15 protein-coding genes and 1 pseudogene are annotated in these 17,777 nt (G+C 67.0%); 11 read left to right on the forward strand and 5 right to left on the reverse strand.

Annotated elements, in window-relative coordinates; translation table 11 throughout:
• Positions 1-58 precede the first annotated feature (58 nt).
• Positions 59-820, forward strand: coding sequence for an SDR family oxidoreductase (locus IT779_RS13615; protein ID WP_196149620.1), 762 nt, complete (start codon positions 59-61; stop codon positions 818-820).
• Positions 821-830: 10 nt separating this feature from the next.
• On the opposite strand, the gene IT779_RS13620 is transcribed toward IT779_RS13615, so the two are convergent.
• Complete coding sequence (locus tag IT779_RS13620) at positions 831-2,999, reverse strand: TerD family protein (protein WP_232541681.1); 2,169 nt, start codon at positions 2,997-2,999, stop codon at positions 831-833.
• Positions 3,000-3,113: 114 nt separating this feature from the next.
• Between IT779_RS13620 and IT779_RS13625 the strand changes: the two genes are divergently transcribed.
• Positions 3,114-3,641, forward strand: a complete 528-nt coding sequence (locus IT779_RS13625) for a hypothetical protein (protein ID WP_196149621.1) — start codon at positions 3,114-3,116, stop codon at positions 3,639-3,641.
• On the opposite strand, the gene pabB is transcribed toward IT779_RS13625, so the two are convergent.
• Positions 3,605-5,692 carry an aminodeoxychorismate synthase component I gene (pabB, locus tag IT779_RS13630; RefSeq protein ID WP_196149622.1) on the reverse strand — a complete coding sequence of 696 codons (2,088 nt, stop codon included), beginning with the start codon at positions 5,690-5,692 and terminating at the stop codon, positions 3,605-3,607. The two genes, IT779_RS13625 and pabB, sit on opposite strands and share 37 nt — an antisense overlap.
• Before the next feature lie 80 nt (positions 5,693-5,772).
• Here pabB and IT779_RS13635 point away from each other — a divergent pair, with 80 nt between their 5' ends.
• The 6 genes from IT779_RS13635 (at position 5,773) to IT779_RS13660 (ending at position 11,477) form a co-directional block, all read left to right on the forward strand.
• Positions 5,773-6,837, forward strand: coding sequence for a phosphotransferase family protein (locus IT779_RS13635; protein ID WP_196149623.1), 1,065 nt, complete (start codon positions 5,773-5,775; stop codon positions 6,835-6,837).
• Positions 6,838-6,909: 72 nt separating this feature from the next.
• Positions 6,910-7,482, forward strand: coding sequence for a DinB family protein (locus IT779_RS13640; protein ID WP_196149624.1), 573 nt, complete (start codon positions 6,910-6,912; stop codon positions 7,480-7,482).
• 156 nt (positions 7,483-7,638) lie between these two features.
• Complete coding sequence (locus tag IT779_RS13645; protein ID WP_196149625.1) at positions 7,639-8,769, forward strand: NDMA-dependent alcohol dehydrogenase; 1,131 nt, start codon at positions 7,639-7,641, stop codon at positions 8,767-8,769.
• Between the two features lie 67 nt (positions 8,770-8,836).
• A complete protein-coding gene (locus tag IT779_RS13650; protein WP_196149626.1) occupies positions 8,837-9,667 on the forward strand; it encodes a serine hydrolase domain-containing protein in 831 nt (276 codons plus the stop codon).
• Positions 9,668-9,761: 94 nt separating this feature from the next.
• Positions 9,762-10,298 carry a DUF3145 domain-containing protein gene (locus IT779_RS13655; RefSeq protein ID WP_196149627.1) on the forward strand — a complete coding sequence of 179 codons (537 nt, stop codon included), beginning with the start codon at positions 9,762-9,764 and terminating at the stop codon, positions 10,296-10,298.
• A gap of 360 nt (positions 10,299-10,658) precedes the next feature.
• On the forward strand, positions 10,659-11,477 hold the full coding sequence (locus IT779_RS13660; RefSeq protein WP_196149628.1) for a hypothetical protein: 819 nt from the start codon (positions 10,659-10,661) through the stop codon (positions 11,475-11,477).
• A 59-nt stretch (positions 11,478-11,536) separates the two neighbouring features.
• Here IT779_RS13660 and IT779_RS13665 read toward each other — a convergent pair whose 3' ends face one another.
• Together IT779_RS13665 and IT779_RS13670 are read right to left on the reverse strand one after the other, a co-directional pair.
• The gene (locus IT779_RS13665) at positions 11,537-12,931 is read right to left on the reverse strand and encodes a cellulase family glycosylhydrolase (protein ID WP_196149629.1); all 1,395 of its coding nucleotides are present in this window, start codon (positions 12,929-12,931) and stop codon (positions 11,537-11,539) included.
• An 89-nt stretch (positions 12,932-13,020) separates the two neighbouring features.
• Positions 13,021-13,788, reverse strand: coding sequence for an MspA family porin (locus IT779_RS13670; RefSeq protein WP_196149630.1), 768 nt, complete (start codon positions 13,786-13,788; stop codon positions 13,021-13,023).
• A 298-nt stretch (positions 13,789-14,086) separates the two neighbouring features.
• On the opposite strand from IT779_RS13670, the gene IT779_RS37755 reads away from it, so the two are divergent.
• The 3 genes from IT779_RS37755 to IT779_RS37160 all read left to right on the forward strand — a co-directional run bounded on the left by IT779_RS37755 (position 14,087) and on the right by IT779_RS37160 (position 17,244).
• The gene (locus tag IT779_RS37755; RefSeq protein ID WP_196149631.1) at positions 14,087-14,482 is read left to right on the forward strand and encodes a PPOX class F420-dependent oxidoreductase; all 396 of its coding nucleotides are present in this window, start codon (positions 14,087-14,089) and stop codon (positions 14,480-14,482) included.
• A gap of 295 nt (positions 14,483-14,777) precedes the next feature.
• Positions 14,778-16,292, forward strand: coding sequence for an Eco57I restriction-modification methylase domain-containing protein (locus IT779_RS37155; RefSeq protein ID WP_198428434.1), 1,515 nt, complete (start codon positions 14,778-14,780; stop codon positions 16,290-16,292).
• Positions 16,282-17,244, forward strand: a complete 963-nt coding sequence (locus tag IT779_RS37160) for a BsuBI/PstI family type II restriction endonuclease (RefSeq protein WP_198428435.1) — start codon at positions 16,282-16,284, stop codon at positions 17,242-17,244. The genes IT779_RS37155 and IT779_RS37160 overlap by 11 nt, the downstream gene beginning before the upstream one ends.
• A gap of 6 nt (positions 17,245-17,250) precedes the next feature.
• On the opposite strand, the pseudogene IT779_RS13685 reads toward IT779_RS37160, so the two are convergent.
• A pseudogene (locus IT779_RS13685) lies at positions 17,251-17,777 on the reverse strand (hypothetical protein); the annotation flags it as partial.

Consider the following 17,777-nt stretch of genomic DNA (forward strand, 5'->3'; position numbering starts at 1 on the left):
TGGGCACGGCCATGCGCGCCTTCCCGGTGTAGCCGCGCCCTCGAGGTAAGGGTGGGGTATGAGCACCATCCTCATCACCGGGGGCACCGGCGCGCTTGGCACGCATATCGTCGACCGGCTCGACGACCGAGGGCACGACGTGCGGGTGCTCTCACGTCGCGAAGGCGCGGGCACCCATGTCGGCGATCTCGCGACCGGGGTCGGCGTGGACGAGGCCGCGCTCGGCGCCGAGCTGATCGTGCACGCGGCCTCGGATTTCCGTGCGTTCGGCCGCCACGACCCCGACCAGACCCGCGCGGTGCTGCGCGCGGCCCGCGACGCCAGGCATTTGCTCTACGTCTCGATCGTCGGCATCGACCGGATCCCGTTCCGCTACTACCGGCGCAAACTCGAATGCGAGCAACTCGTCGCCGACAGTGGGATTCCGCACACGATCCTGCGCGCCACCCAGTTCCACGAACTGATCGCCTCGGTGCTGTATCCGGCGCGCTGGCTGCCGTTGGTTCCGCTGCCGCTGGATTTCCGTTTCCAGACCGTGGCCACCGGCGATGTCGCGACCCGCGTCGCCGACCTGATCGAGGGCGACCCGGTCGGCCGGGCCGACGACTTCGGCGGACCCGAGGTGCGCACCCTCGCCGAACTCGTCGAGATCTGGCGCGCCGCGCACGGCGGTCCGCGCCGCGCCGTGCGACTACCGCTGCCGGGACGGATCGCGCGCGCCTTCCGCGACGGCGTCAACACCTGCCCCGAGCACGCCGACGGCGTCGGCACCTTCGCCGAGTTCGCGGCCCGCAGCTCGGGCAATCCCTACGTGCGGTGAGTTTCGCGACTCAGATCCGGGCGCCTTTGGCTCGATTGCACGCCCGGCACAGGATCTGCAGATTCGAACTGCTCGTCGCGCCACCGCGACTGAGCGGGATGACGTGGTCGAATTCGAGATAATGGCCGCTGCCGCATTCCACGCAGCGACCGCCGTCGCGCTGCCACACCTCCGCCTTCACCTCCTGCGAGATGCTGCGCGAATCCCGTTGGCCGGGAGTGAGCACCAGGCGTTTGGCGACCCGCAGCGCGCCCTCGAGCACCGCCGCCACATAGTCGGGGTCATCGACGGTGAAATCGGCCCCGCCGCGCGCCGAGGTGGACGCGACCAGCACCGCGTTACCGTCGACCCGCACGGAAACCACCCGGTTCCACGGCATTTCGGCGCCCGCGCCCGCGCCGACGAACCGCAGTTTCTTGTTCGAGACGATGAGACGTCCCTCGGTGAGTTTCGGGCCCCTGGCCAGTTGGCGCACATGGGTGGCGGGCAGGTCGAGGTGCACGCGCTCCTCGGGATCCAGATGCAGGCCGGGGGTACGCACCACCGGGAGTTCGCCTTCGCGCATCCGGGACAGTGCGCGTCCGCGTTGCATCCGCCTGCGCAGATCTTCGATCAGCGGACCGTCGAGACCCAGTTCCGCGACGGCCGTCTCGAACGCGTCGAACTCCGCCTGGGCGATCTCCCCGTCGGCGTAGGCGAAGGTCGCCAATCGCTCCACGTGCCCGATCCCGACCTCGCGCAGTTCCCTCCGACCCGCGCCCGCATCGATGCGCTGGTACCGCAGGGCTTCCCACAACGCCGACCACTCCGGTCCGCGCGGTCCCGAGGTAGCGAGCACGTGGGTGGCGCGGATGTACCAGTGCCGCAGGTATTCCTCGGTCCGCGCGACGCAGGCGCGGCATTCCGCCCAGCCGCCGAGCAGTCGGCGTCGCTTCGGCGTGCCGCACCGGTCGCAGTGTCGGTCGCCCGCGGGGGCGGGCCGGTAGGTGTCGGCGGTCCATTCCGAGCCGTCCCACCAGCGCATGCGGGTGGGGTCCTCGGGATCGCGGTACCAGTCGGCGCGGGTCGTCGGGGGCGGTGGTGGTGGGGGCTCCGGGTGGATGCGACGTGTGAGGTCGACGGGTCTGGTGGTCGCGCCCGACGGCGGCAGGGGTGCGGCGTCGTTGGTGGCGGATCTCGGCGCGGTGGACCCGGCTTGCGCCGTTGGGGCGGCCTTGGGGTGCACCGGGGATCCGGGGTGTTCGGCAGGGGCGACGCCGGGGTGTGCGGCGCTACTGGCATACGGCCCGATACCGGGGTGTGTGCCGGAAGCGGGATCCGCGGCGTCGCCGGTGGGTGTGGCGCGGCCGTAATGTGGGGCGTCGCCAGAGTGTGCGGTGGTGCCGGAATATGGGGCGTCGCCGAAGTGCGGACCGTTGCCGGGATGCGGCGCGCCACCAGCGCGCGCGGCTTCGCCGGGATGCGCGGCGTTGCCGGGGTGTGGGGCGTTGCCCGGATGCGGCGCGCTACCGAAGTGTGTGGCTTCGTTGGTGTGTGCGGTGGCGCCGGAGTGTGCGGCATTGCCGGGAGGCGGAGCGCTGTCGGGGTGTCCGGTGGAAGCGGGGCGTGCGACCGGGTACGAGTCGGTGCGGCCGGGGCGGGCGAACGGGTTGGACGCGCGGGTCGAGCGGTCGGGGCGCTCGTCGACCCGCACGCCGAATTCGGTGACAAGCCCGGCCAGTCCGGTGCTCCAGCCCTGGCCGATGGCCCGGAACCGCCACAGCCCGTCGCGGCGGTAGAACTCGCCGAACATCATGGCGTCCACCGCGTCGCCGTCATCGATGTGGAAGCGCGCCACCGGACCGCTCGCGTCGAGGACCGTGACCGTGAGGTCGTGCACCTCGCCGAAGGTGCCCTCTTCCAGCGACCCGCTGACCACGATGCGCCGCACTTCGTCCTCGGTGCGCGGCAAGGACACGCTCAACCGGGCGGTGCGCGGATCGGGTTCCTGATCGATGGTCACCGCTTGCGAGATGTGTCGCGGCGCGTTGAAGAACACCAGATCCCGATCCGAGCGCACCGCCCCCGACTCGCTCAGCAACAGGGCATGCGCATCGACGGCATGGTCGGACCGCCATGAAACAACCACGGCGAGTAGCGAAGTCGGTACCGGCGCATGGGCGCCCTTGCTCAGTTTCATCGTGCTCGAATATTGCCACGCCCCACCGACACGCCCGCACGCTCGGCCTGCCGCGACCCGGCGCGGCCGCGTCTATCCGCGGTTTCGGGCCGGGTATCGGGCACAGTTGGAGCCATGACCACGCCGAAGGGGCAGGGACGCATGGCTTCGAAACCGTCGGCTCCGAGGTCCGGCGCGAAGGTGCCGGGGGCCGCCGACATCCTGGCCGCCGCGCAGGCCGCGGTGGAGGCCGCGCAGTCGGCGGCCGGTCAGGCGCTGGAATCCGCGCAGCTCACCGCGGGCCAGGCGTTCGAGGCGGCGATCCGCCTGCCGCCCGCCTCGGCGCAATTGGCCGCGCAATTGCCGGATCTGATCGAAAACCTGTCCGTCGCGGTGGATCGGCTCAATTCGACCGTCGATCGCCTCGACCGGACCCTGGCGCTGGCCGACCCCGCCTTCGCCGCCTACGACCGGCTGCTGCCGCGCGTCGAATCGCTGATCGCGCTGGGCGAGGACGTCCTCGGCGCGATGGTACGGCTGCCCGGAGCATCGATACTCGGCCGGGTCGCGGGCCTCGGCGCGCGGTCGAGCCAGGACGAGGATCCGCCCGACCCGCCCGAGCGGCGTCAGCGCGCGGCGAAACGCGCGTCGAGCGCGCGGTAGGCGGCCGCCGCCTTCAACAGGACCTCGCGGTACTCCTCGCCCGGATCGGAGTCGAGCACGATGGCGCCGCCCGCGCCGATCCGCCACTTACCGTCGTGGCGCACGGCGGTCCTGATCACGATATTGAGGTCGGCTGTGCCGCCGAGGCCGAGAAAACCGATGGTGCCCGAATACACTCCGCGCGCTTCGGTTTCCAGTTCGTCGATGATCTCCATGGTGCGCAGTTTCGGCGCGCCGGTCATCGAGCCGCCGGGGAAACACGCTCGCACACAGTCGATCACGTCCAGTTCGGGGCGCAGCGTGCCACGCACCGTCGAAACCAGTTGGTGCAGTGTCGTATACGTCTCGGTGGCCATGAGTTCTGGCACGTGCACGCTGTCGATCCGGCAGACCCTGCCCAGGTCGTTGCGAAGCAGGTCGACGATCATGAGGTTCTCGGCTCTGGTCTTGGGGCTGTCGGCCAGTTCGCGGCGCAGTCGCTCGTCCTCCTGCGCGCTCGCACCGCGCGGCGCGGTGCCCTTGATCGGCTTGCTCTCCACGGTGCCGTAGCGATCGACCTTGAGGAACCGTTCCGGCGAGGAGCAGGCGATGTCGAGGTCGTCGAAGCGCAGGTAGGCGGCGTAGGGCGCGGGGTTGCAGCGGCGCAGCACGCGGTAGAGGTCGAGTCCGTCGGAGTCGGCGGCGGGCACGGTCAGCGAGTCGGTGAGGCAGATCTCGTAGGATTCGCCGCGCCGCAGTTGGTCCAGGCAGGTCGCGATATCGGCCAGATAGCGCTGCCGCCCTCGGGTGAACAGTTCGGCGACCGCCTCGGTGTCGGACGGTATGTCGAGTGTCGGCGGATTCGCCCAGGTGGGAAGGGAATCCAGGATATCGTCGGTGTCGCGAAGCCAATCGCGGGCCGCCCGTGCGCATTCCGGGCTCGTGTCGGACAGGGCGAGCAAATGGGTTCGGCCCGCCACGTGATCGACGGCGACGAGCCGGTCGGCGAATATCCATTGCGCGTCGGGGGTCTCGGCGCGATGCGCGGCGCCGCCGCCGCAGTCGGCTTTGATCTCGTATCCGAGGTAGCCGACGTAACCGCAGGCGAAATCGAAGGGCAGATCGGGTGGGTCGACCGCGCGTCTTCGCAGCTGCGCGCCCAGATAATCGAGCACGTCGCCCGCGACGGTGCGCCGCGCACCGCCCGCGGTCTCGACGACGACCTCGCCGCCGACCCGGTAGCGCACCACTTCCGACAGCGGTCCCGAGGCGTCGCCGAGGAAGGAGAAACGGTCGAGTCCCGGTTCGACGTGTTCGCTGTCGAGCCAGAACGCGGTCGGGGAGTCGCCGTAGAGGCGGACGAACGCGGCCTCGGTGTCGACGGCGCGTTCGAGTACCCGGTGGTGCATGCGCAGCCGTGTTTCGGGGCGTGACCGGATGTCGGCGGTCGGCGCGGGGGCCGCGGCTGCCGTCGGGCGTCGGCGCCCACCAGCCTGCCGGGTCAGTTCGGCGAAGTTCCGCAGCAGCGCCGCCCCGTACTCGCCCGCGACGGATTCGGGATGGAACTGCACACCCCACCTCGGCCGGGTGCGGTGCCGTATCCCCATGATCACGCCGTCGGTGGCGCGCGCGGTGACCTCGAGTTCCGGCGGTAGCGGCGGGTACGCGCACAGGGAGTGATAGCGCACGGCGGTGAAGTCCTGCGGGAGCCCGGCGAACAGGTCGCGGTCGTCGTGGGCGATCCGGTCGAGGTGGCCGTGGCGGGCCGCGGGCGCGAGATCGATGCGCCCGCCTTCGGCGAGGACGATGGCCTGGTGGCCGAGGCATACCCCGAGCAGCGGCAGGTCGGTGCGGGCGATCAGGGCGGCGGAGATCCCGATGTCGCGCGGTGTCGCCGGATGGCCGGGGCCGGGGGAGATGACGATGTTGTCGAAGGCGGCGAGGTCCAGTTCCTCGATCGTGCCCGCCTCGTCGTTGCGCACCACGGTCGGCTCGATGCCGTTCACCTCGCTGATCAGCTGGAACAGGTTATAGGTGAACGAGTCGTAATTGTCGATGAGCAACGTGCGCATGGTGTGGGCAACCCTACGCCCGACCGGGTTACTCTAACTGTTGTCGGGTGCCGTCAGTTTTCGCGAACCGGTCGTGCACAATGTGTGACATGTCTGTTGCGCAGCCGGGGGAAGTGGATCGCGAGGTCGTCGACTTCGCGATCGTCGGAAAGTGGATGGATGAGCAGGGGCTGCCCGCCGGCGAATTCGACGAGGTGAAACCGCTGGGCGGCGGCACCCAGAACATCATGCTGCGCTTCACCAGGGGCGGTCGCGACTACGTGCTGCGGCGCGGGCCGAAGCATCTGCGGCCCAAGAGCAACGACGTGATCCGGCGCGAGGCCAGGCTGCTCGGCGCGCTCGACGGCGCCGAGATCCGCGCGCCCCGCGTCATCGCCGCCTGTCCCGACGAGTCGGTCATCGGGGCGGTGTTCTACCTGATGGAACCGATCATCGGTTTCAATCCGCAGACCGAGCTACCGGACCTGCACGCGGGTGATCCGGAGATCCGGCGGCAGATGGGTCTGTCCGCGGTGGAGGCCATCGCGCGCCTCGGCTCGCTCGACTACGTGGCGCTCGGTCTGTCCGACTACGGCAAACCGGACGGCTTCCTGGAACGCCAGGTGCCGCGCTGGCTCGGCGAACTCGAATCGTATTCGGCGAACGAGGGGTATCCCGGCCCGGAGATTCCCGGCGTCGCGCGGGTCGGGGACTGGCTCGACCGCAACCGTCCCGAACACTGGACCCCCGGCATCCTGCACGGCGACTGTCACCTGGCCAACATGATGTTCTCCTACGACGGCCCCGAGGTCGCCGCGATGGTGGACTGGGAGATGTCGACCATCGGCGATCCGCTGCTCGACCTGGGCTGGCAGATCGCGACCAGGCCGGACCCGAACAGCACGCTGTCCTCCCTCATCGGCAGGCTCGGCGCGGTCGGCGGCCTGCCGACGGCCGAGCAGATGGTGGAGCACTACGGGCGGTTCTCCGATCGCGATCTGAGCGCCGTGCCCTGGTACACGGTGCTCGCCTGTTTCAAGCTCGGCATCGTGCTGGAGGGCACCTACGCGCGCACGTTCGCGGGCAAGGCGCCCAAGCAGGTCGGCGAGTACCTGCACGCGATCACCCTCGAGCTGTTCGATCACGCGCATCGCCTGTTGGAGTGATCGGCGGTATCTCGACGTCGATTGGCTGGATATCTATGGCCGAATAGATAGGGCCATTCCTAGCATCGGTGTATGCCGATCGCGCCCGATACCAAGAACTGGACCTGGGTCCTGGACCGCGCCTGCCCCGCGTGCGGATTCGACGCCGCCCGTGCGTCGTTCGCCGACGTGCCCGCGCTCGCGGTCGGTTGCGCGGGCAGGTTGGCGGCGGTAGCGCGCGGGCCGCGGGCGCGCGTTCGGCCCGACGAGTCGACCTGGTCGCCGCTCGAATACGCCGCGCACGTCCGTGATGTGTGTCGGATCTTCACCTTTCGGGTCGCGGTGGCCGCCGGAAGCGCGGCGCGCGATCCGCGCCTGCCCGCCTACGACGCGCGCGTCGACACCGTCGACGGTATGCCCGCCTTCGCCGATTGGGATCAGGACGCGACCGCCGTCGCCGACCGCTACGCCGAGCAGGATCCGCGCACCGTCGCCGCCGAACTGGAGCTTGCCGTGGCGCGGGTCGCCGCGGTGATCGCGGCGGTTCCCGAGGTCGATCGCGAACGGCGGGTGCGGCGCGGCGACGGCTCCACCTTCACCGTCGACTCGCTCGTCCGCTACTTCCTGCATGATCTCGCCCACCATGTCCACGACGTCGACCGCTGACCGAACCGGACACATATCTGGAACGTGTTCCTACTTCTTCCACTGGGTTCACGCTGATATCCAGCCACAATATTAGAACGCGTTACATTTGCGATGCTCATCTCGTACTGTGGGTGCAGTCACATACGAGCACCTGCATGCGAGAGGTCGACTGGAATGAAGACGAAGGGTGCGATCCTGTGGGGGATCGAGGAACCGTGGTCGGTGGAGGAGATCGAGATCGGTGACCCCGTCGCGGGCGAGGTGCAGATCCGCATGGAGACCGCGGGCATGTGCCATTCCGACCACCACATCGTCACCGGCGCGACGCCGATGCCCGCCTTCCCCGTCATGGGCGGCCACGAAGGCGCGGGCGTCATCACGAAACTCGGACCGAACTGCCCTGCGGACCTCCAGGTCGGCGACCACGTCATCCTGTCCTTCATCCCCGCCTGCGGACGTTGTCCGGCCTGCGTGTCGGGCAATATGGCGCTGTGCGACCTCGGCTCCGGGCTGCTGCTCGGCCAGGCCATCAGCGACGGCACCTACCGCATCCAGGCCAAGGGGCAGAACGTCATTCCGATGTGCCTGCTCGGCACCTTCGCCCCGTACATGACGGTGCACCACACCTCGGTGGTCAAGATCGACCCGAGCATCCCGTTCGAGGTCGCCTGCCTCGTCGGCTGCGGCGTGCCCACCGGATTCGGCTCCTCGACCCACGTCGCGCAGGTGCAGCCCGGCGAGACCGCAGTGATCGCGGGCATCGGCGGCGTCGGCATGAGCGCCCTACAGGGGGCGGTGCTCGCCGGCGCATCGAAGGTCGTCGCCATCGATCCGAATCCCTGGAAACTCGAACAGGCCCAGAAATTCGGCGCCACCCACACCTATGCCTCCATGGCCGAGGCGATCATGCCGCTGATGGAGGCCACCGAGGGCAGGATGGCCGAGAAGGTGATCCTCACCATGGGCGAGATGCACGGCGAATACATCGAGCAGGGGCTGATCCTCACCGGCAAGGCGGGCACGCTGGTGGTCACCTCGATGGGCCGGATGGACGAGAACGACGTCAAACTCAACAGCTTCCTGCTCTCGATGCTGCAGAAGACGGTGAAGGGTTGCATCTTCGGCGGCGGCAACGCCCGCCAGGACGCGCCGCGACTGCTGGCGCTCTACAAAGCGGGCCAGCTCAACCTCGACGATATGGTGACCCGCAGCTACTCCCTCGAGGAGATCAACCAGGGCTACCGGGACATGCTGGACGGCAAGAACATTCGCGGCATCATCCGCTACACCGAGGCCGACTGGTAGGAACCGGGTAGGCGCAGGGCGCCCGCCGGCGGGCGCGGCGGATTCGACGTCTCGTACGCTCGCCGGTGTGGGAGCACTCGAACAGATCGGGCAATGGCCGGTGCGGCACGCGGCGGCCGCCGTTGTCACCGCCGCCGCGACGACCGTCGAAGGCGATGGCGCTCGTGTCTTTCCGCTCGCCTCGGTGACCAAACCGCTGGTTGCCTACGCGGTGCTGGTCGCCGTCGAGGAGGGGGCGATCGAACTCGACCAGCCAGCGGGTCCGCCCGGCGCCACCGTGCGGCACCTGCTCGCGCACACCTCCGGCATCGCCTTCGACACCACCGATGTGGTGGCCGCGCCCGGCGCCAAACGCATCTACTCGAGCAGCGGATTCGAGGTCCTCGCCGAATTCGTCACCGAGCAGACGGGTATCGCCTTCGACGAGTACCTGCGCGACGCGGTCTTCGCCCCGCTCGGCATGGACGCGTCGGTGCTCGCCGGTCCGGCCGGTCACGCGGGTCGCTCCACCGCCGCCGACCTGGCTCGTTTCGCGGGCGAACTACTCCACCCGCGTCTGCTGTCCGAACAGACCCATGCCGCAGCGACATCGGTGCAGTTCCCCGGTGTGAACGGTGTGCTTCCGGGGTATGGATCACAGCGTCCCAACGACTGGGGTCTCGGGTTCGAGATCAGGGACGGCAAGTCGCCGCACTGGACCGGCGCCGCGAATTCGCCTCGGACATACGGACATTTCGGTCAGTCGGGAACTTTCCTCTGGGTGGATCCCGTTATCGGGGTGGCGTGTCTCGCCTTGGCGGACGAGAATTTCGGCGACTGGGCGCGAGCCGCGTGGCCGGTTCTCAGCGATGGGGTCATCGCCGAAGCGACACGCGGGAGCAACGCGCCGCTGAAGTAACACGCGTAACACCGTGCACTCCAGTACACTCAGGCAACGCCAGCCGACAGGCCGTTGGGGAAGACGTTCCTCGTCGAAGCTGGAGGTGTTAGTGGTGCGCGCATCGAGTCAGTTCGCGGACGCGACGGCGGGTGTGGTGTGGATCCACTCGTCGCCTGCCGCGCTGTGCCCGCATGTGGAGTGGGCGCTCACCGCTGCCCTCGGCTCCCCGGCGAAACTCCGCTGGACCACCCAACCCGCCGACGGCCAACTGCGCGCAACCAGCGACTGGATCGGCCCCGTCGGCACCGCCGCCCGCATAGCTCAATCCTTGCGGTCCTGGCCGGTCCTGCGTTTCGAAGTCACCGAAGACCCGAGCGACGGAGTCGACGGCGAACGCTACAGTTTCGTCCCCGCCCTCGGACTCTGGCACGGATCCACCTCGGCCAGCGGCGATGTCACCCTCGGGGAAATGCGCCTGCGCGCCATGCTCCAAGCCGCACGGGAACTCGGGAAATACACCAGCTACGACCTGGCCTCCGAGATCGACCGCGCTCTCGGCACGCCGTGGGACGAGGAACTCGAACTCTATCGCTCCGGGGTGGATCCCATCGGCGCCGAAGTCACCTGGTTGCGTCGCGACGTGGGCTGATCTCGCGCCCGCGATGTGTCTTCGGATCGGTCGTGCGGACGGTTTCGAGGTTCCCGTCGCGGTCGGGGTTCGAGTGCGAAACTATTCGACCGATCGGTTTCCGGGCGGTGACTCGAAGGGATGAAGTCCGATCTCGGCGTCGTGGCCGACGGTGAGCGGGATGACACTGAGAGTCGGTGATCGCGGTCGGTTTTCGTTCGCCCTCGCGGCGGGCGGAATGTTTCAGCGGCGCGCCTCGCGTTCCGAAGTTGCACTTCACCCCATCGCGGCGCGAGAGTGTGTCGCTCTCCGCCTCGAGGAGCGCACGCGACCCGCCGCCGCTGCACGGACGTCCGCGCGCTCCAAGGAAGAATGACTCGGATGAGTACCGTCGAAGTCCTGCACCGCGTCGTCGTCGCCTACCCCGGCGGCAACGCCACCGCCGTCGTCTTCGACCACGCGCTCGACGCCGACCGCAAAGATCTCAACACGCGCCTCATCGACGCGCTCGCGACACTCGACCCCGACCTGCCCGGCATCGAACAATGCTGCTTCGCGACGACCCCGCGCACCGACTCCACCGCGATCGGCCGCATGGAGATGTTCGGCGGCGAATTCTGCGGCAACGCCACCCGCGGCGTGATCCGAATCCTCACCGACGGCCGCGACACCGACGGACTCGTCGAAGCCTCAGGAGTCGACCACCCCCTGCGCTTCGAAGTAACCGACGCCACAGTGCGGCTCACCATGCCGCTGCCCGCCCGCGCCGAGACCGTCCCCGAAGGCGCCCTCGTCGCCCTCGGCGGCATCACCCACCTCGTCGTCACCGATCCCGCCGCCCGCACCCGAACAACCCCGCGCGAACTCCTGACCCGCCTACTCGCGGCCCGCACCCACGCACTGCACGAACTTCCCGCCGCAGGCGTCACCTTCTACGACAACACCACCGGCGCAGCCCATTTCAGCGTCTGGGTACGCGAAGTCGACACCGTGTTCGACGAAACCGCCTGCGGCAGTGGCACCAGCGCCATAGGCATAGCCGCCGCCACCGCCGCCCGAAACACTCTGACCCTGCGGGTGATCCAACCCTCCGGCGAATCCATCACCACGGAAGCCACCTGGACCCACGACACGCTCGACACCTCGACCATCGCGGGCCCGGTCGACATCCTCTTCGACGGAGCGGTACGCCTGCCCTGAGACTTTTCCCGGCAGCGACTCACCTCGAACAATCCGACGATGTGAACCGAACGGGACGGTCATCGACGTGTCACGGTCACTTCCACCACGTCGTGTCCGGGGGTGGTGGTCAGTTCGAGTACGCGTGCGTCCGGCTGTGACACGACCTCGGCGCCGTCGGTTTCGACCAGGTAGCCGCCGGGGTAGTCGGTCTGCGGCAGGTACACCTCGGTGCGGGCGTCGCGGGCGAAGGGTTGACCGGAATCCGCGCGGCGGTCGCTGTATCGGAGGGTGAACGTCCCTGTGGCGCTGTCGTAGTGCCACTGTTGCGGTGTGCCCGCGACCGCGCGTGGATACGGTCGGACAATCGCCGGATTCATCAAGTTGGGGCCGGTGGGTGGTTCCTGGGGATGCCCGGGTGTCTGGTCCTGGGGTTGCGACCACAGCATCCAGGAAGCCATGTGGTCGTCGAACCGGTCGGCGAGGCGGGTCAACCTCGCCTGATCCGTGGTCGCTCCGAATTCCGTCACCACCCCGACGACGCCCTCTGTGTCGGCGCGCTGCAATCCGTTGGTGACGCAGGTGTCGACCGCGCCGAAACAGTAGTCGTGAAAACTCATCCCCGCGTTCGGGTCGCCGGTGGGATTCGGCATCCAGTTCGGCGTGCCGAAATCGTTGGTCACGGACGGTTCGTAGAACAGCAGGTGATCGCGGTCGACGCCGCGGATGGCGTCCATCACCGCGGCTTGGAACGGTGCGAGCACGTCGTTCTCGAATCGCGGACAGCCCTGCGGAAAGCAGGTGGGATATTCCCAACCGGGCCACGGTTCGTTGATCAGGTCGTAGCCGAGCACATACGGCTGGTCCGCGAAGTACCCCGCGACATTCGCCCACATGGCCGCGTAATGTTCCCGCAGTCCGATGCCGTCGGGCGCGGCGCGGTCACGCCACAAATTCGCCCACGTCTGATTCTGTGCGGGGCTCGTGAAGTAGACCAGCGGAAAGCCGGGAGCGGGCGGCACGGGAAAGCCGTCGGTGATCGTCGCCCAGGCCGGAAAACCGCTCCAACTCGCGCCCACCGATTCGTTGTACCCGTCCTGGTGGGAATCGATCAGGCTGTAGATGCCGTACCGGGCCAGCAATTGTTGGGTGCCGCGGATCTGCCGGATGTAGTCGTCGTCGTAGACGCCGGGCTGCGGCTCGACAGCATTCCACGCGAACCCCAGACGGACGGCGTTGATACCGTGCTCCGCCAGGTATCGGGCATCGTCCTCGCCGAAACCTCCCGCCGCGGGAAAATACGGCGGGTATTTGTAGACCATGTTCACGCCGTGCACGGTCACCACCCGGCCCTGCTCATCGGTGAGCCAGCGGCCCGCGTGCCCCAATTCCGGCGCCTGCGGTGTCGCGCCCGCCGGGATGGCCAGCGCCAACAGCAATACGACCAACCCGAGAACCCGCGCTGTCGAGGACATGACGGACATCGTGCACCTTTTCGACGAGTATTCCGCGATATCTCGGCCAGTTGTTCAGGTGTGTCGGGCCGGGCGGCATCGCCAACTCGTCACAGTCGGGTCGGCTCGCCGAACACCGCTCCGCTGTCGTCGACGTCGGGTGTCCTGGCTTCGACATAGGTGTACTGGCGAATGGTGACCGGACCCGCGCAGCTGTCGACCTTGATGTGGAAGTCGCGGGTTATGATCTGCACGGTCCTGCCGGGGATGAGCGGCTTGCCCTTTCCGATATCGACATTGGTGATATCTCCGGGTTTGAGCGCCAACTCCAGATACGGTCCCGGGTCGATCGCGATCGACGGGATGGGGCCGTTGAATTCCTGCACCTGCCCTGATTCGAACTCTTGCGCTCGCCCCGACTCCTGCGTCTGCGACCGCGCCGATTCGCCGGTACTCGACTGTTCGAACGTGCGCGACCGGGTCTGTTCGGTCGAACTCCGCTGCGCCTGCTCCGTCGCGTAATTCTGCTGCGGGCCTTCGAGGTCGAATTCCGTGGTCGGGTCGATACCGGGCACCACGGCATCGATTCTGGCCGCGCAACCGACGGAATACCCGGTCCTGAGAATTCCCTCGGCCTGCCCCTCGACCCGGCCGTAGGCGACGCTGGAGACCAGCGCCTCATAGCTGGTGGGGGCGCCGTTCAACGGGACGATGCGATTGATCGCTTCGTCATGGTTGCCGACCGTGAAACTGCCCATCTCCGATTCGAACGTTTTCTCGTGGGGCGGCAGATTCAAGATTTCGGCATGCGCGGTCGGCATGTGCATGACGACCAACGCCGAGGCGGTGAAACCCACTGTCGAGATGATCCGCAACATGATCTCGCAGGATAGTCACTTCTGGGCAAATTTCCCCGTGCCGTTCGGGCGTGTGATTCGACCGATGCGCCTCGTTGTCCACCCGTTCACCCGCGATTGCCGCGAAATGATTCCGAGGTAGCGGTGACCTGCGAAGACGTTGGTCCACGGCGCGGTGGTCCCGCGCAAGCGCACCGACACCGACCAGGCCGACTCGCCGGTGTGTCGCACGCGGGTAAACAATCGCGCGCCGATTGCGGGCCGGTGGCTCCCTGTCGAAGTCGGGAACAGCATCCTCGCACGACGGGTTGACGGATGCGTGACGGTAATTCCCGAAAGCCACACCGACCTCCTCACCCGCCCCCTGTTCGGACACCTGGCCACCATCCGGCCCGACGGCACCGCGCAGTCCAACCCGGTCTGGTACATCTGGGACGGCGAGGTCGTCCAGTTCACCTTCTCCACCAAACAGCAGAAACACCGCAACGTCCTCACCAATCCCCATGTGGCACTGTCCATCCAGGACCCCGAGGACCCCTACCGATACCTCGAGGTCCGCGGCATCGTCGAAACCGTCGACCCCGACCCGAACGGCGGCGAGTTCTTCATGAAACTCAACACCCACTACAACGGCCCCTTCACCGAGTCCCTCTACCCGACCGAAGGCGGCATCTACACCATGCGCCCCACCAGCACGAGCAAACAGGGGCAATAAACGGCCCCTCGGCCATCGTGAGCCGGTCGCGGTGTCTTCGACAGCAAAGATTCGTCTGCCCTGCGGCTCCGCTACCGCTAGGCGAACAGAAGACGATGCGCCGCGCCGGCCTCGCCGAACCCCATGACTCCCCGGAACCGATCGAAAGTTGTCGTTGCCGTGGGATTCTCACTCGGTACCTACACCTGCGGGTGCCACTCCCACCCGGGACACAGGAGGTCTCGGCCCGGATAATGTGGTGGGAACAGCCAGGCGTGCGGGCGCCCTGTCGGTGCCCTGTCCTAGTGTTGAGCCGGTGACCACCGGACTATCGCTGCGGGCCGAGGAACGCCGGAGACAGGCGCTCGCTACTCTCGACGCAGCAGAACAGGCACGGCTCGGCCAGTTCTTCACCCCCCACCGCGCCGCGCGACTCATCGCGGCGCTTCCTCGGTTGCCGGAGTCCGGCACTCTCCGCATACTTGATCCGGGTGCGGGTTCTGGGTCTCTGACCGCCGCCCTTGTCGAACGGGTGCTTACCGAAGCGCCAGGTCTTTCCGTCGAGGTCGTCGCAGTGGAGGTCGACCCGCAGGTCGCTGAGTACCTGTCCGCAACCCTGCGGGACTGCGAAGGCACAGCTTGCGAGGCCGGGATCAGCTTGACCGCGTCCGTCGTCGTCGGGGACTTCATCGAGCTGCGAAGCGGCATCGCGCATCAATCCCTCGAAGGCGAGCCGTTCGACGTTGTGATCATGAACCCCCCGTACGCGAAACTGGCAGCCGGGTCGGCCCACCGCAAGGGTGTGCGCGCTCTGGGAGTCGATTGCCCGAACCTGTACGCCGCCTTCCTGGCGTTGGGCACGGACGCTCTTCGCCCTGGCGGTCAGCTGGTCGCCATCACGCCCCGGTCTTTCGCGAACGGGCCGTACTTCGAGCAGTTCAGACGGTTCTTGCTGAGAGCGCTCGCTATCGACCGACTGCACATCTTCGAGTCGCGTTCGACGGTCTTCGCCGACACTGGCGTCCTCCAGGAGAACATCGTCTTCTCGGCCACACGGGACGGCGAGCGCGAAAAGGTGATGCTCACAGTAAGCAGCGGACATACCGATACTGCTGTTGAGCACGTGGTCGACTACACGGATATCGTCCGCCCCGGCGACCTTCACCAGTTCCTGCGGATCAGCGCCGGAGACGCCGACACCGCCGTGGCCGAACTGATGGCGTCGATGCCGTGCACGCTTCCCGAACTGCGTATTCAGGCGTCCACCGGTCGAGTGGTCGATTTCCGATCACGCGACAACCTGTTGACCGAACCTGAGCCGGGATGCCTGCCACTGATCTATCCCGGAAACGTTCGGAACGGCGTTGTGGAGTGGCCGCGCGCTATCGGTAAGGCCCAGGGGTTCGCTGTCCTTGCCGACAAGGACGAAAAGCTACTGGTACCGGCTGGGTGCTACGTGCTGGTCAAGAGGTTTTCGGCGAAGGAGGAAAGGCGGCGCATCGTCGCCGCGGTCTGGAACCCCGAGACCGGTGGAGACACCCGGGTTGCCTTCGAGAACCATTTGAATGTGTTCCACAGCAACGGAACCGGACTGGACTTGGAAATGGCGGTAGGGCTGAGCTACTGGCTCAACAGCTCGGCCGTCGATCGGTTCTTCCGCACGTTCTCCGGACACACGCAGGTGAACGCGACCGATCTACGTTCCCTCCGCTACCCGACAATCGCCGCGCTCCGTTCGCTCGGCCACCGCCGCGCACCTTGTCTACCTGACCAAGACTCGATCGACACGCTGGTGCAGGAGTACCTGCTGGGGGAGAAGCATGACGGCTGACACGAGCTCCGACAAGATCGCTGACGCACGGCAGCTCCTCGCCGACCTCGGCTTCGATCGCGAGCGGACCAACGAGCGCTCTGCGTTGGTGCTTCTCGCCTTGCTCCAACTCGGCCCCGGTGACGATTGGGCGAAAGCCGCGAACCCGATGCTCGGAACCCGAGCGATCATGGATTGGATCGATGAGCAGTTCGACGTCAAATACGCCCCGAACTCGCGTGAGACAGTTCGCCGATTCACCCTGCACCAATTCGCTGATGCCCTGCTTGTCGAGCAGAACTCCGACCAGCCGGACCGGCCGGTCAACTCTCCGAAATGGTGCTATCAGGTACATGCGAACGCCTTGAAGGTCATCCGTGCTTTCGGCGCCTCCGAGTATCCGACGCTCCTCTTCGACCACCTGATCGCTGTTCCCGGACTTAAAGCACAGTACGACGCAGCGCGGGAAATGCACCGAATACCCGTCAACCTGCCCAATGGTCACCCACTGACCCTGAGTCCCGGCGGCCAGAATGTCCTCATCAAGCAGATGGTCGAAGACTTCTGCGGCTACTACACGCCCGGTGGCGAGGTTTTGTATGTCGGGGACGCCGACGCGAAATGGGCGGTGTTCGAGGAGGGTGCACTCGCCGCGCTCGGCGTGACCATCGACCAGCACGGCAAGATGCCCGATCTGGTTGTGTACCTGCCGACGAAGAACTGGCTCGTGCTCCTGGAAGCAGCGTCTTCGCACGGCCCGGTCGACGCCAAGCGACATCGCGAACTGAGTGAACTGTTCAAGAACTCGACAGCCGGGCTAGTCTTCGTCTCCTGCTTCCCGTCGCGAGCCGAGATGCGGAAGTATTTGGCGGACATCGCTTGGGAGACCGAGGCGTGGTGCGCGGACAACCCCACGCACCTCATCCACTTCAATGGCGAGCGGTTCCTGGGGCCGTACGAGAGTCAGCTGTAGTATGGATCACAGATTTTCATCGGCCTGGTAGCTATCCGAGATCCGGTCGGCTATCTCGATCAGGGTGCCGTCGTTCGGGATGCCCCAATACTTGGGTCCGCGTACCGAGTTAGGCGCTTGTCTCCAACCTGCCTGTCGCCAGATATGCTTGAGTAGCCCCGTGGGTGAATAGTGTTTGCCGTCGACTTCCCACCGGAGAGGTCTCGTCCGATCTTTCACCCAGATCGCGCTGGATCTGTTGGGGTCGGCGGCAAGCCAGTCGCCGATGGCTCGACTCTCGGACGGCCCGGGAATATATCTCAGTTCGGTGCCGAACTCGATACCGTCGGCATCGAATATGAAGGAAACGACGTTGGCGCGGTTTGTGGACCTCGAAGCGCTCAGCTTTTGGTACTGCCTGAGTTCTGGTGAACCGTCCTGGATCCGGTAGAGACTCGGATTCAGGCCGCCTCGGTCGAGATGGTCTGTTGATGGTAGAGGTGTTCGTATTCGGTTGGTGGCAGGTACCCGATCGCCGAGTGCAGGCGCTCGGT

Origin of the sequence: Nocardia bovistercoris (assembly GCF_015674855.1) — a bacterium.
Lineage (GTDB): Bacteria > Actinomycetota > Actinomycetes > Mycobacteriales > Mycobacteriaceae > Nocardia > Nocardia bovistercoris.